Here is a 13,548-nt window from a genome sequence, read left to right as displayed (position 1 = left end):
GAGGTATGTTTATGGCAATGAAGCCAGGGCGTAAACGTTTAGGGGATTTACTGGTGGAATCAGGTGTTATCACTGCTGACCAGCTAGAGTATGCATTAACTACTAAGATGAAAAATGAGAAGCTTGGAGATTTCCTTATTAAAGAAAATTTCCTAACAGAGCAGCAGCTTATTGAAGTCTTAGAATTCCAGCTGGGTATCCCTCATATCAGCCTGAATCAGTTTTCAATTAGTCCCGAATTATTACAGCTAATTCCAGCTGAACTTGCAAAGCGGACAAATATTATGCCGATTCGCAAAGAAAAAAATAAATTGTTTATTGCAATGGAAGATCCGATGGATTATTTTGCCATCGAGGAAGTTCGTATGACGACAGGCTGTCAAATCGAGACAAGTATTGCGGCAAAAGATGATTTATATCGGACGATAACAAAATACTATGATTTACAGGAATCAATGGATGCGGCCATGTTGGATTTGGCTGCCACAAGTACGGAAACACAAGAGGAAATAGAGAATGAGGATTCACCTATTGTTCGTTTAGTGAATCAAATTATTGCCAATGGTGTCGCACAGCGCGCTAGCGATATCCATTTTGATCCACAAGAAACAGAGCTTCGTGTCCGCTATCGAGTTGATGGTGTGCTACGTACTGAGCGATCCTTGCCAAAGCACATGCAAAATGTCGTATTGGCGCGTATTAAAATTATGGGGAATTTAAATATTACTGAAAATCGTATTCCGCAGGATGGACGTATTAAAACCAATGTTAATTTTAGACCTGTCGATATCCGTTTAGCGACACTACCAACAGTTTATGGTGAAAAGGTAGTTATGCGTATTTTAGATTTAACCAATTCAGCCAATGATATTGATAAATTAGGCTTTAGTGCAAGTAATGAAGCACTTTTCAGGAAAATGATAGCCCATCCAAACGGTATGATGCTGATTACTGGACCAACAGGCTCAGGTAAGTCCTCTACGTTATATGCGGCCCTTTCCCATTTAAATGAAGAAGGCGTCAATATTATTACGGTTGAGGACCCAGTGGAATATCAGTTAGATGGTATCAATCAGATTCAAGTAAAAGAGGAAGTTGGCTTAACATTTGCGGTAGGGTTACGATCAATTTTACGACAGGACCCCGACATTGTAATGGTAGGGGAAATTCGTGATCTTGAAACAGCTCAAATTGCTATCCGTGCTTCACTAACAGGCCATTTAGTATTAAGTACACTGCATACTAATAGTGCCATCGAATCTATCTCACGGCTCCATGATATGGGGATCGAGCCATTTTTATTATCCTCTTCTCTTGTAGGAATCATGGCGCAACGCCTTGTACGAAAAGTTTGTCGTGATTGTGCTGAACCATATATATTCACTTCTCGTGAACTTGAAATACTTGAGGACAATGGGGTGGAAGGCGTAACACATGGTAAAAAAGGGCGTGGATGTCCTGCCTGCAATCATACTGGCTACAGAGGACGGATGGCGATTCATGAAATCCTCCCTGTTGATCGCCAAATAAAAGATATGATTTTAAATCGTGTTGGTGATCGCGTCCTCCGTGATTATATGAAAGAAAAAGGTTTCCATACCCTATTAGTGGATGGATTACAAAAGGTTGTAGCAGGCCAAACAACCACATCAGAAATATTACGTGTTGCAAGTGCAGACTAGGGGTGAAAAAATGACAGCATATTCAATCGTCGAATTATTAACACGTGCATTTGAAGAGAAAGCATCTGATCTTCATTTAACAAAAGGTATTCCACCAGTATATCGTATCCATGGGCAGCTGGAGCAATATGGCACAGTCCCACTTGAAACAGAGGATTTGAAGGCAATGGTAAAGGTCATTCTCCCTGTCCATAAACAACAGGAATTTGAGGATAAGGGAGAAACGGACTTTAACTTTTCATTGCCTGGGAAATGTCGATTCCGTGTCAATGCATACCATCAGCGAAATGAAGTGACGATTGCGGCTCGTTTAATTGAGGCTAAAATTCCTTCTATTGAAGCACTCAATATGCCACAGGTGTTATATAAGCTTGCGGAAAAACCACAAGGCTTAATTTTAGTAACTGGCCCAACAGGCTCAGGGAAATCAACTACCTTGGCAGCAATGATAGATCATATCAATGAAACTAGATCTAAACATATTATTACGTTAGAGGATCCAATTGAATATTTGCATACACATAAGAAGTCTGTCATCAATCAACGGGAGATTGGTGTCGATACAATGAGCTTTGCCAATGGTTTACGAGCATCGTTGCGTCAGGACCCAGATATTATTTTAGTTGGGGAGATGCGAGATTATGAAACCATTTCAACGGCTATTACGGCTGCTGAAACAGGGCATTTAGTCATGGCTACACTTCATACAAGTAGTGCACCAACGACGATCGACCGTATTATCGATGTATTTCCACCGCATCAGCAGAGTCAAATTCGTGTGCAGCTTGCGAATGTACTACAAGGTATTGTTTCTCAGCGTTTATTTGTACGTAAGGATGTAAAAGGGCGTATTGCTGCGACAGAAATTTTAGTACAGGCACCTGCTATTTCAAATTTAATTCGTAACGAAAAAATTCACCAAATTCCAAGTGTGATGCAGACAAGTAAAGCATTAGGTATGCACACATTGGAGTATTCCATGCAACACCTAATTACGACAGGTAAAATTTCTCTAGAGGATGCAAGACCATATATGAACGCTGGTGATTATAGTTGACGATATTTCGTTATAGTGGTCGTACCAAAACAGGAGCACCTAAAAAGGGCATTATCGAGGCACCGAATAAAAAGGTAGCCATGGAAAAGCTTCGAGCACAAGGAATTAATGCACGAGAACTTCAGGAGTCAAATAGCATTTTACATAAAGATATTGCTTTTGGGACAAAAGTAAAGCACCAGGAATTTGTTATTTATTGTCGACAATATGCGACATTAATTCGTGCTGGCGTTCCCGTCGTTGAAGCGACCCATATTTTGGGCGAGCAAACACGGAGTAAACCACTAAAGCGAGCATTGATGCAGGTTGAAGAGGATATTCGAAATGGTATGGCATTTTCAGATGCAGCAGGCAAACACCCAAAAGTGTTCCCATTGCTATTTGTTAATATGATGCGTGCTGGTGAGGCTACAGGGAACGTCGACGATACATTAGATCGTCTTGCAAGCACACTAGAGAAGCAATACAACATTAAGAAAAAAATTCAATCTGCCATGACCTATCCAGCAATTTTATCGCTTTTAACACTAGTGGTTGGTATGTTTTTAATGGTGTTCATTGTGCCAACCTTTATGGATGCATTTAAGGAAATGAATTTGGAAATGCCGTTAATAACGGTCATTGTAGTGGGTATTAGTGATTGGCTCATTCAGTTTTGGTACCTTGTAATTTTAGGGCTATTGGTATTAGTAGTGGGCCTACACTATTTCTATAAAAATAATAAAGAGTTTCATTATGCCGTCAATGTATTTTTACTGCGTATGCCAATCTTTGGACAGCTATTGAAAAAGGATATTATCGCGAGAATGACAAGAACCTTGTCAACACTCTTTAGCAGCTCCGTACCAATCTTACAAGCCTTAACAATTGTCGAAAAGGTTGGTGGTAATCCGGTAATGGGTAAAGTAGTACTGGAAGCGCGCGATAATTTAGAAAAGGGTGGCACATTATCAGAGCCACTTGAAAAAAGCTGGCTCTTTCCACCACTCGTTACACAAATGACCTCAATTGGTGAGAAAACAGGCTCCTTGGACTACATGCTTGAAAAGATCGCTGATTTTTATGAAGAGGAAGTAAACCGTGCTGTCGATACCATGAAGTCACTCATTGAGCCTTTAATGATTGTGGTACTGGCTCTAGTTGTAGGAGTCATCGTTGCGGCTATATTCTTACCAATGTTCCAACTATATGAAAATATGTAATGTTTACAATATTGATATGGATGCCCTTTTGTTCCGCTTAATGGGAAATATCTACTTAGATTTGCTAACAAAAGGAAGCGGCAAGTAGGTATCTTCATGGTTAAGTATTAAAGGAGAGACTGGACATGGAAATTAGGGTAAAGAACGAAAAGGGCTTGACATTAGTCGAGTTATTGGCAGTCATTGTTATTCTAGCTATCGTTGCTGCCATTGCAATTCCAGCAATAAGTAATGTCATTGATAATTCACGTTATAAGGCATTAAAGGCAGATGCCATCAATGTTATTCATGCCGCACAGTTTTATTTTATGGAGCATCCAACCGCTGATCAATGGCAAATCGTCGAAGTGGAAAAATTAGTATCCGACGGGTATCTAGACAGTGCCGGTAAAATATTAGAGGCAGATAAAGAAGGTCAGAGTGCCAATGTCCAATTTATCGAAGGCACCTACTACTTCAATGCGCATGCGATTTATTACAGCAATGGAAAATATATTAATTTTGATAATGCCACCTTACAGCATATTGCAGACGATATTCGTAAGGGCAGCAAGGGAACTGGTGGCAAATGTATTGGGCGAGATTGTGCAGCTTCGCCATAATGTTCAGAAGCGCGTGTACACACACTTCATATAAAACTATTAAGGAGGATTTCATTATGTTAAAAAAATGGAAAAATAAAAAACTATTGAAAAATGAGAAAGGTTTAACATTAGTTGAACTATTAGCTGTAATTGTTATCCTAGCAATTATCGCAGCAATCGCTGTACCTGCAATTGGTAATATTATTAATAAGTCGAAGGACCGTGCGATTTTAGCAGAAGCATCAAATATTCTAGCGGGGGCTAAGATTGCTTATATTGATGGATCTTGTAAAGCTGAAGAAAATGTATGTAATGATACTGAACTAAAACCTTTCGTAGATGGAATTAAGTTAGATAGTGGTACAAAGGTTACTTATAAAGATGAAGTATGGTCTATTAATTACCCTAAATTTAGTAATATGAAAACTGATCTTAAATTAACAAGTACTGAAGTAACTGAAGAAGAGCTAAATAAAGCATTAACAAGCGCAGGAGAAAAACCTGCGTCTACTTCAGAAACTCCAAAGCAATAATCAGTCCTCCCAACCCACTCAGAAGCGCAAGAAAATTTGCGTTTCTGGCTGGGAAATGGATGACTAATTGAAAAAATCATTTATACTGAGTAGGATAAGGAGGTCTTTTCACATGTTTAAGAGAAAAAGAAAGTCGCATGTTTCGATTGAACTGAAGGATTATGTGCTGCGTGCGATTGTGGCGAAAGGACCAGAGCCTAATCAGTGGCAGGGCTATGAATACCCTTTAGCAGCTGGAATCGTTGAAAATGGAACTATTATCGATGAGGTAGCTCTTTTTGAGGTGATTAAAGAGCAAGTAATGAAATGGACAGGGAAAAAACAGGCTGTTCGTATGTTTGTCCCTGATACGACGGTTCTATTAAAAAACTTTGAGCACCCTAAAGATGTAAAGCCTCAGGAATTAAGAGGATATGCTGAAATGGAATTGGGACATTCTATTCATTTACCATTTCAAGACCCTTTAATTGATGTGTATGATGCAGATGCCGAGGATGGCAAGGCTATCTTATTTGCTGCGCCTTCTGAAGAGATTACGAAACTAGTAGGGATGCTGTTAGATGTTTCATTAGAACCCGAAGCTGCCGATATTCGTGCGCTTTGTAATATACGCTTATTAGAGCACATGTCCTTATTAATGCCTAATAAAACATATTTAATTGCAGAATGGTCGATTAATGAACTCTCTATCAGTATTTTTTCCAATGGCCAAGTGGAGTTTTTGCGCTATCAAACCATTGAAGTAGATATGACGCAATGGCTGGGAAAGAAAGAGAATGAGTTTAGCTATCAATTTATTTATAATGGCGAATCAGAGAATTATCAAATGGTCGTAATGGATCAGGTTTTAGAGATTGATCGGATGATGAATTTCTTTAAGTTTTCTTTACATAAAGGTGAAAAAACAGTGGATGAAATTATCATGCTTGGCGATAACCCACTATTGAAATCAATTGGGAACTTACTCGCTTCTAATTTAGAACCACCACTAAGGGTTGTCGATGGGAAAAAAATTGAGAAATCGTTTCCTCGCTTTAAGCGAGAATTTTCAACGTTGCTTGGCTTAGCTTTGAAGGAGGTTCGTTAATGGTTCCAGATATAAACCTCTTACCACAACTTGAAAAAAGAACAACCTCTCCCAAGCTTTTTTATAGCTTGGTGATTGTCATTGTGGGACTTATTGTAGCTTATTTACTTTTTTTATTTTTTACATCCAAAAGTGAATTGTCACGATTGACTGCAGAGGAACAGGCATTAACAACACAGCTTGATCAATTGCAGCAAGAGCTAGACGCACGACAAAATGTCGATCAGGGTTCGTTGGAAGAGTCAGTAACTTTTATTCAAAGCGTTTCTTATCCTGTAACACCGTTAATTGATGAAACAAAAACTTTATTACCAACTCATTCCTATTTACGTAGCTATGTTTTTGGAGAGAACTCGGTGAATATTGAAGTGGATTTTGAAACGATGACAGATATATCGAAATATGTGGAGCGACTTTTAATGAGTAGCTATTTTACAGATGCTCAAATTAACACTGTCTCAAACTTTGAAATAGAGCTAGGTGAACAAAGGGTGTTAACACCCCAACAAAAATTTAAAGAAGTACCGCGATATTCAGTGTCCATTACAGCGACAATCGATTTTATGTATTTAGCTGGAGGACGACGCTCATGAATAAATTAACGAGTAGTAAAAATTCATCTATGATCTTGTTACTGGCGCTGATAGCTGCTATTTTATTTGCGCTGTATTATTATTTGCTTTCACCAAAATTGGATGAAGTGAATGAAAAAGAGAGTAATGTATTGCAGGTGCAGCAAGAATTAGCTAGTGTCAAAGAACAACTAGCACAATTAGACAAAGAGCAGGGACAACCTACTATCAATATATTAGCCTTAAGACAAAAGCTACCTGCAACAAGAGCCGTTGAAAAGATTATTCTTGATTTAGCTGAGATTGAAGAGGTGACAGGAACTCGTATACTGTCTTTAACTGTTCAAGGTGAGGACGGCACTGTGACACCTTCAGATGTATCGAATGATCTTAATATGTTGGAGCAGGCTGAAGCAGAGGTCAATGGTGATCAGGAGAACAAGGAGACTACTACACCGATTGCATCTCTTTCGAAGGACTCTTTACCAACTAATTTAAAGCTTGTTACTTTTATATTAGAGGTGGGTGCGCTTGATTTTAATTCTCTTGAAAGCTTTTTACAGGAGGTTGAACAATTAGAGCGTGTCATGAAAACCGATAAGATTGAATTTAAATTGCCTGGAGAGCAGGCACAGCTTGAGAAAGATGCAGATCTTACGTTAAAGGCAACAGTGCAAGTGACAACGTTCTATTACGAAGAACAACAATAACTTTATTGATAGGCGCACCATACTGCATTTGTATGGGCGCCTATTGGTTTAGGAGGACATAAAATTGGAAATGGCTTATACGATCTTTATTTTTTTATTTGGACTTGTCTTTGGCTCTTTTTATAATGTAGTTGGCTTACGTGTACCACAGAAGGAGTCGATTGTACATCCTCCTTCACATTGTCCAAAATGTCAGAGACGACTGACGGCGCTTGATTTAGTACCAGTTTTGTCTTATGTATTTTTAGGAGGAAAATGTCGTGGTTGTGGCAATAAAATTTCTTGGGTTTACCCAGTCATAGAATTAATGACAGGTGTATTATTTGCCTTTGCTTATTGGCAGCTAGGCTGGGGCATAGAATTGATAGTAGCACTCTTTTTTATCTCCTTATTAGTTATTATCGTTGTATCAGATTTAGCCTATATGCTAATTCCAGATAAGGTGTTAGTATTCTTTTTACCTTTGCTAGCTATTGGACGAGTGCTGTCACCATTAACACCGTGGTGGGACTCTCTAGTGGGTGCTGTGGTTGGTTTTGGCATATTATATATCATTGCTGTGCTATCAAACGGTGGCATGGGTGGAGGCGATATTAAATTATTCTTTTTAATTGGTCTCGTTCTGGGTACGATTGATACACTGTTAACGCTATTTTTAGCTGCAGTTATTGGTATGATTGTCGGGATTACCATGTTATCGAAAAACAAACAGGGGAGAAAAACACCCATTCCGTTTGGGCCATCTATTGCATTGGCCGCAGTTATTGTTTATTTCTATGGCGATGTATTAATTAATTGGTATCTAGGCTTTTGGTAATTGTGCAATTTTCAAGAATTTGGAGGGAAGCAAGTGAAACCGATTATTGGTATTACAGCCTTTGTTGAGGATGATTTATCCTCTCGATTAAATGCTGCTTACAGTAAAAGCATCATTGAAGCAGGTGGAATTCCACTGATTATTCCAATTGGAGTAGAAGAAGAGGCAGCCCAGATTTTAGCCCTTACAGACGGTTTATTATTATCAGGTGGTCATGATGTGCACCCATTTCTATTCGGGGCTGAGCCTTCATTAAAGCTTGGAAAAATTCATCCAGCGCGAGATACGATTGAGTTAGCATTGATTGAAGCCGCATTCCAACGTAAGATGCCTATTTTCGGGATCTGTCGAGGAATTCAAATACTAAATGTTGCATTAGGTGGTACCTTATATCAGGATATTGATAGTGATCACTTTAGTACCAAGTTACTCCAACATATGCAGCAATCAGGTCGAGCTGTAGCTACCCATTCTGTACAGGTTATTGCTGACAATCTATTAGCGACTATCGTTGAACAAGAGAAAATAGCAGTGAATTCATTTCATCATCAAGCGGTGAATGTTTTAGCAGAAAAATTAAAAGTAGCGGCAAAATCTAACGACGGTATTATCGAAGCGGTAGTTCATGAGGAGATGCCATTTTGCTTAGCTGTTCAGTGGCATCCTGAGGAACTAGCCATAGCAGGAGATGAGAGTGCTCAAAAGCTATTTTCAGCCTTTATTGAAGCGAGCTTAAAATTTAAGAAGGAAGCTTAGAAGAGGCATTGTACAAAGAATCCAATCATATGTGGATTCTTTTTTTGCGTAAAAAAGAGGATACATGCTCTTAGAAGGAACATAATCCTCAAAATCTGCTTTAATCGTTAATGTACACGTCTGTAAAGACCTACAACTTGTCCTAAAATAGAAACTTGATCGACTATAATTGGTTCCATAGAAGAATTTTCAGGCTGTAAACGGAAATGGTTTTTCTCTTTAAAGAAACGTTTTACAGTTGCTTCATCCTCAGCTGTCATAGCTACAACAATATCCCCATTATTAGCTGTTGCCTTTTGTTTTACAATGACTAAATCTCCATCTAAAATCCCAGCTTCAATCATTGATTCCCCCATGATTTCTAGCATGAACAATTGATCTTCACTTGTGCCATACGTATCGGGTAATGGGAAGTATTCTTCAATATTTTCAATTGCTGTAATTGGAGAACCAGCTGTAACCTTCCCGACAAGTGGGACATGGATCACCTGTTGTTTTTGAATGGATTCTTCAGGCTCTAAAATTTCAATTGCGCGTGGCTTTGTTGGATCTCGACGAATAAAGCCTTTTTGTTCTAATCGAGCTAAATGTCCATGAACAGTTGAACTGGAAGCAAGTCCAACTGCTTCACCAATTTCACGTACTGATGGTGGATATCCTTTAGCTCGTACCTCTTCCTTAATGAAAGCTAAAATGTCCTCTTGTCTTTTCGAAACTTTTTTCATGAGTGCTCACCTCTTTTTTCTAAAATCATTCTTCTTATTTGATAGTATAACAGAATGCGAACATGTATGCAAACATAGGTTCGAAAAGTGTTTGACAAAAACGTTTGTTCGCTTTATTATGGGAACATACATTCCGAACAAACATTCTTAAAAAGGGGTAATGATTATGACATGGTTTAAGAAAAACACACATATCTCAATTTTAATAGGAGCTTGTTTATTATTTGCAGCATACCTTTACATTACTGATCCAGGAAAAGTTAGTTACGCAGAAATTCAAATCGAACATGGGGATAGCTTGTGGTCGTTAGCCGAGCAATATCGTGGTAAAATGAGTACTGATGATTGGATAAAGCTTGTAAAAACTGAAAATGAACTAGCAGATATTAAAATTGTAGCGGGAAAATCTCTAGTTATTCCTGTAGTGAGTGATCAAGCCAGTCCCATCAATACTATCGAAATTGCGAGAAATGAACAATGATAAATAATCAACTATCGGCTGTTGTCTATTGTCGCGTAAGTACTGAAAAAGAAACACAAAGCTCCTCATTAGAGCGCCAGCAGGAAGAGTTGCTGCGCTATGCTAAAGAGCAAGGCTATGCGGTGAAGGGCGTGTTTAAAGATCAACATAGTGGCTATGATGTAGAACGTGAAGGCTTGCTAGAAATGCTTGATTTTATAAAAGATAAGAACATTAATGCTCTTTTTGTCCAAGATGAAACTCGTTTAGGACGAGGCAATGCAAGGATGGCTGTATTACATTTATTACAAAAGTCAGCAACTGATGTTTTTTCTATGCGTGATGCAGGCCCAGTCCAATTAAATGAAATGGATACGATGCTGCTTGAAATTTTAGCGATTGTAGAGGAATATCAGCGTAGAATCCATAATGCTAAAATTCGACGAGGTATGCGACGTGCTGTAGAAAACGGTTATCGTCCAGAAAATAATTTATCGAATCGAGGTAATCCGCAGGGGCAGGAGCGAAAAGATCTACCTGTAGAGGAAATTGTGAAACTACGCAAACGTGGATTTACCTTTGAAGAAATTTCTATAACGCTTAGAGGGTTAGGCTTTGAGGTAAGTAAGGCGACAGTACATCGTCGTTTCCAAGAGCACCAAGAAAGATTAGCAGGAAAATAATATTCCTGCTAATTTTTTTTTTGTAAAAAACTACTGAAGGGAAGAAAAGCTTTCGATGATAACATGATTTGGCAGTTGGAAAGGGTGCTCTTTATTTATTCGGTCATAAAACATGATGCCATTTAAATGATCGATTTCATGCTGTACAACGATGGCCCCGTAGCCCTGTAACTGTACAATAATTTCATGTCCATCGATGTCGTAAGCTTTGACTTTAATTCTCTCATATCTCGGTACAAAACCAGGGACAGGTCGATTTACAGATAGACAGCCTTCTCCTTCCGGTAGATAAATCATATTAAGGGAATGACTCATTATTTTAGGGTTAATCAGCATTATTTCTTGGTCATCAAAGAGTACAGCAAACATTCGTTTATCTACGCCAATTTGATTAGCAGAGAGTCCACTTCCAGGGCGAAGCTTATATTTTTTTGCTAGCGTTGGATTTTGGCTATTTTTCAGATATTGTAGCATGGCTAGGAGGGTATTTCGGTCCTTATTGGTCACGGGTATCGACACTTCTTGAGTTTGTTTTCTTAAAATTGCTGAGTGTTCTTTCACGAAGTCCTTCATTGTAATCATATAATTTGGGTGAAATTTAGTCATAGATAAATACCTCATCAATACGGCTATTAAGAACCTTAGCAATCTTAAAAGCTAATTCAAGGGTCGGATCATATTTATCATTTTCAATACTATTAATGGTCTGTCTCACAACTCCACATTCTTTTGCAAGCGCAGCTTGTGTTATGCCTAATTTTTTTCTTAAAATTTTGATGATGTTCTTCAGAAAGATCCCTCCATTTTGTCCAAAGTATTAGACATATATCGTAAGATAAGAATTAAAAAATGTCCAACTAATTGGACATTTTTTGGTGTGAAAAACAAAACAGTCAATTGAAGGGGAGAAATTGATTTCCGGTGCAGGCTGCTTGCTTTCCTGTGGCACGCTGACGGAACGGAAATCACCCCACAGCCTTGTTAAAAGTTCTCATTCTACTAATGACATCATCTTTTTTCAATAACATGAAATGCCCGATTAATTGGACATTTGGATTTTAAGTCATCACTTAATACCAATTTTCATCAAAATTTAGCTTTAACGCATGCCCGAAACAAATACCGAAAGGAATAAAACCTCTTCCTCTTGCTGTAATGATATTTCCATCTTGTACCACTAGTTCATCTGAATAGTTATGAAGTTCAAAGCATCCTAACTGCTCCATGCCATCTAAAGGTAGTCCTACTGTATATTTTTTGTTCTTTAAGACCCCTGCTTTTGCTAATAGGTAAGGGGAGCTAGAAATACTTGCAATCATTCCTCCTTTTGCAGATAGAAGACGAATGAAGTCTATTAAGCTCTCTTCAAGTTGTAATGTAGAAATATCCATACAGCCTGGTAATAGTAGACTATCAATATCGTCAAGCTCTACCTCATTCACGGATAAATCAGCTATACAATTTAAACCAGATTCTCCTCTGATAGGTTTGGTATTCGATCCAAGTGTGATGATGGGTTTACCGCCTTGCATTAATATGGACAAAGCAACACTCAATTCATATTCACTAAATTGTGGGTATAATAACACCGCAGTTTTCTTCATTTCATACACCTCTTACCTTTAGATTGTTCCATTCTTCCTCTAAAATAGCGTAATAGTATTCATCCCACCATGTCTCTCCATAAGGAATGCATTTTTTGAAAAATCCTTCTTGGCGCATTCCGATTTTTTCCATGACTCGGTAAGAAGCGATATTTTCTGGCTGGCATGTGGCAATAATTCGATGAAGTTTCATTTTATTAAAGCCGTGATCTAATAGGGCCAGAGCAGCTTCAGAAGCATAGCCATGATTATGATAGGCAGGATTCATAACCCATCCAATTTCATACGTATGGTCGCCAAAGTATTTGTGGAAAACAAGATGACCAATGACTCGCTGTTGTTCACGTAAAACAATGGCGAAATGTTTTGCTTGCTCGTTGCTATTCTCTGTTACGAAATTTTGAACCTGATCTTCATTCAACACACCCTCTGGCATATAGTGCATGACCGTTTTGTCGGACATATAGCTATAAACAGCCTGCCAATCTTGGGCTTCAAATGTTCGAATAAGTAGTCTAGGTGTTGTGATGTTCATGATAGCTCCTCCTATTATCTATCAAATTTTTCCTTTTATTATTATTTATACACCTCTAACTTCTGGAAGTCATGTAAATAATGGCTAAGAAGTGTTTTTAAGGGTTGGTATAACTGCATTTTAAGGGAAACCATGCTATACTTTGCATACTGAGGTCATTAAGCTAGGTACTGAAAGGTGTGTAACCATGTTATCAAAGGAAAAAATTAACCGAATTAATGAATTATCTGCTAAAGCAAAAAGCGGACAATTAACAGAGGAAGAAGCAAAGGAGCGAACAGCGCTTCGCAAGGAGTATTTAGATACGTTTAGAGCAACTATGCGAGATACGATTGAAAACGTTAAAGTGGTAGATGCAGAAGGAAATGATGTAACTCCTGAGAAGGTAAAACAAGCACAAAAAAATAAATTTCTAAATTAATGTGACACAATTCAATAAAGTATGTATGAAAACGCAAATAGTATAACAAAAGCATTGTTTTCTAAAGCAATGTTGACTAAACTGTAAAAGAACAATATATAGGACGAGAAAGGATGTCAC

Annotated in this window: 18 protein-coding genes; 13 read left to right on the top strand and 5 right to left on the bottom strand. The window is 38.2% G+C overall.

Translation table 11 applies throughout. The features are described from left to right. Positions 1-11: 11 nt before the first annotated feature. From HXV90_RS09760 to HXV90_RS09715, 10 genes are all read left to right on the top strand, one after another. Positions 12-1,682 carry a GspE/PulE family protein gene (locus HXV90_RS09760; RefSeq protein ID WP_370635348.1) on the top strand — a complete coding sequence of 557 codons (1,671 nt, stop codon included), beginning with the start codon at positions 12-14 and terminating at the stop codon, positions 1,680-1,682. 10 nt (positions 1,683-1,692) lie between these two features. Beyond that, entirely contained in the window at positions 1,693-2,739 is a 1,047-nt protein-coding gene (locus HXV90_RS09755) for a type IV pilus twitching motility protein PilT (RefSeq protein ID WP_269898886.1), read from the top strand. Beyond that, positions 2,736-3,941: a type II secretion system F family protein gene (locus HXV90_RS09750; protein WP_269898885.1), complete on the top strand. Its 1,206-nt coding sequence runs from the start codon at positions 2,736-2,738 to the stop codon at positions 3,939-3,941. Before HXV90_RS09755 ends, HXV90_RS09750 begins: the two co-directional genes overlap by 4 nt. A gap of 125 nt (positions 3,942-4,066) precedes the next feature. Beyond that, complete coding sequence (locus HXV90_RS09745) at positions 4,067-4,543, top strand: prepilin-type N-terminal cleavage/methylation domain-containing protein (protein ID WP_054550585.1); 477 nt, start codon at positions 4,067-4,069, stop codon at positions 4,541-4,543. Positions 4,544-4,599: 56 nt separating this feature from the next. Next, positions 4,600-5,058, top strand: a complete 459-nt coding sequence (locus HXV90_RS09740) for a prepilin-type N-terminal cleavage/methylation domain-containing protein (protein WP_269898884.1) — start codon at positions 4,600-4,602, stop codon at positions 5,056-5,058. Between the two features lie 112 nt (positions 5,059-5,170). Continuing rightward, positions 5,171-6,145 (top strand): type IV pilus biogenesis protein PilM, encoded by a 975-nt coding sequence (gene pilM, locus HXV90_RS09735; protein ID WP_066036585.1) that lies wholly within the window; start codon positions 5,171-5,173, stop codon positions 6,143-6,145. Beyond that, the gene (locus HXV90_RS09730) at positions 6,145-6,738 is read left to right on the top strand and encodes a PilN domain-containing protein (RefSeq protein WP_257961756.1); all 594 of its coding nucleotides are present in this window, start codon (positions 6,145-6,147) and stop codon (positions 6,736-6,738) included. Before pilM ends, HXV90_RS09730 begins: the two co-directional genes overlap by 1 nt. Continuing rightward, the gene (locus HXV90_RS09725) at positions 6,735-7,427 is read left to right on the top strand and encodes a hypothetical protein (protein ID WP_048391335.1); all 693 of its coding nucleotides are present in this window, start codon (positions 6,735-6,737) and stop codon (positions 7,425-7,427) included. Before HXV90_RS09730 ends, HXV90_RS09725 begins: the two co-directional genes overlap by 4 nt. Positions 7,428-7,491: 64 nt before the next feature. Then, positions 7,492-8,244, top strand: coding sequence for a prepilin peptidase (locus HXV90_RS09720; protein ID WP_269898883.1), 753 nt, complete (start codon positions 7,492-7,494; stop codon positions 8,242-8,244). A 33-nt stretch (positions 8,245-8,277) separates the two neighbouring features. Beyond that, positions 8,278-9,000, top strand: coding sequence for a gamma-glutamyl-gamma-aminobutyrate hydrolase family protein (locus HXV90_RS09715; protein ID WP_048391332.1), 723 nt, complete (start codon positions 8,278-8,280; stop codon positions 8,998-9,000). Positions 9,001-9,107: 107 nt separating this feature from the next. Here the strand turns inward: HXV90_RS09715 and lexA are convergent, their stop codons facing one another. Continuing rightward, positions 9,108-9,725 (bottom strand): transcriptional repressor LexA, encoded by a 618-nt coding sequence (gene lexA / locus HXV90_RS09710; RefSeq protein WP_004232118.1) that lies wholly within the window; start codon positions 9,723-9,725, stop codon positions 9,108-9,110. Positions 9,726-9,891: 166 nt separating this feature from the next. Between lexA and yneA the strand changes: the two genes are divergently transcribed. Both yneA and HXV90_RS09700 read left to right on the top strand, forming a co-directional pair. Beyond that, entirely contained in the window at positions 9,892-10,206 is a 315-nt protein-coding gene (gene yneA, locus HXV90_RS09705; protein WP_048391327.1) for a cell division suppressor protein YneA, read from the top strand. Then, positions 10,203-10,868, top strand: a complete 666-nt coding sequence (locus tag HXV90_RS09700; protein WP_004232122.1) for a YneB family resolvase-like protein — start codon at positions 10,203-10,205, stop codon at positions 10,866-10,868. Before yneA ends, HXV90_RS09700 begins: the two co-directional genes overlap by 4 nt. Before the next feature lie 30 nt (positions 10,869-10,898). Here the strand turns inward: HXV90_RS09700 and def are convergent, their stop codons facing one another. From def to HXV90_RS09680, 4 genes are all read right to left on the bottom strand, one after another. Further along, positions 10,899-11,474, bottom strand: coding sequence for a peptide deformylase (gene def, locus HXV90_RS09695; RefSeq protein ID WP_269898882.1), 576 nt, complete (start codon positions 11,472-11,474; stop codon positions 10,899-10,901). Further along, complete coding sequence (locus HXV90_RS09690; RefSeq protein WP_066036592.1) at positions 11,467-11,658, bottom strand: helix-turn-helix transcriptional regulator; 192 nt, start codon at positions 11,656-11,658, stop codon at positions 11,467-11,469. Before HXV90_RS09690 ends, def begins: the two co-directional genes overlap by 8 nt. A gap of 280 nt (positions 11,659-11,938) precedes the next feature. Next, positions 11,939-12,472, bottom strand: coding sequence for a DJ-1/PfpI family protein (locus tag HXV90_RS09685; protein WP_269898881.1), 534 nt, complete (start codon positions 12,470-12,472; stop codon positions 11,939-11,941). A gap of 1 nt (position 12,473) precedes the next feature. Further along, positions 12,474-13,007 (bottom strand): GNAT family N-acetyltransferase, encoded by a 534-nt coding sequence (locus HXV90_RS09680; protein WP_269898880.1) that lies wholly within the window; start codon positions 13,005-13,007, stop codon positions 12,474-12,476. Positions 13,008-13,194: 187 nt separating this feature from the next. Here HXV90_RS09680 and HXV90_RS09675 point away from each other — a divergent pair, with 187 nt between their 5' ends. Further along, on the top strand, positions 13,195-13,428 hold the full coding sequence (locus tag HXV90_RS09675; protein WP_004232132.1) for a DUF896 domain-containing protein: 234 nt from the start codon (positions 13,195-13,197) through the stop codon (positions 13,426-13,428). Positions 13,429-13,548: the final 120 nt, after the last annotated feature.

Source organism: Lysinibacillus sp. JK80 (assembly GCF_027557635.1).
Lineage (GTDB): Bacteria > Bacillota > Bacilli > Bacillales_A > Planococcaceae > Lysinibacillus > Lysinibacillus capsici.
This window is presented reverse-complemented; position numbering and strand designations above follow the sequence as displayed.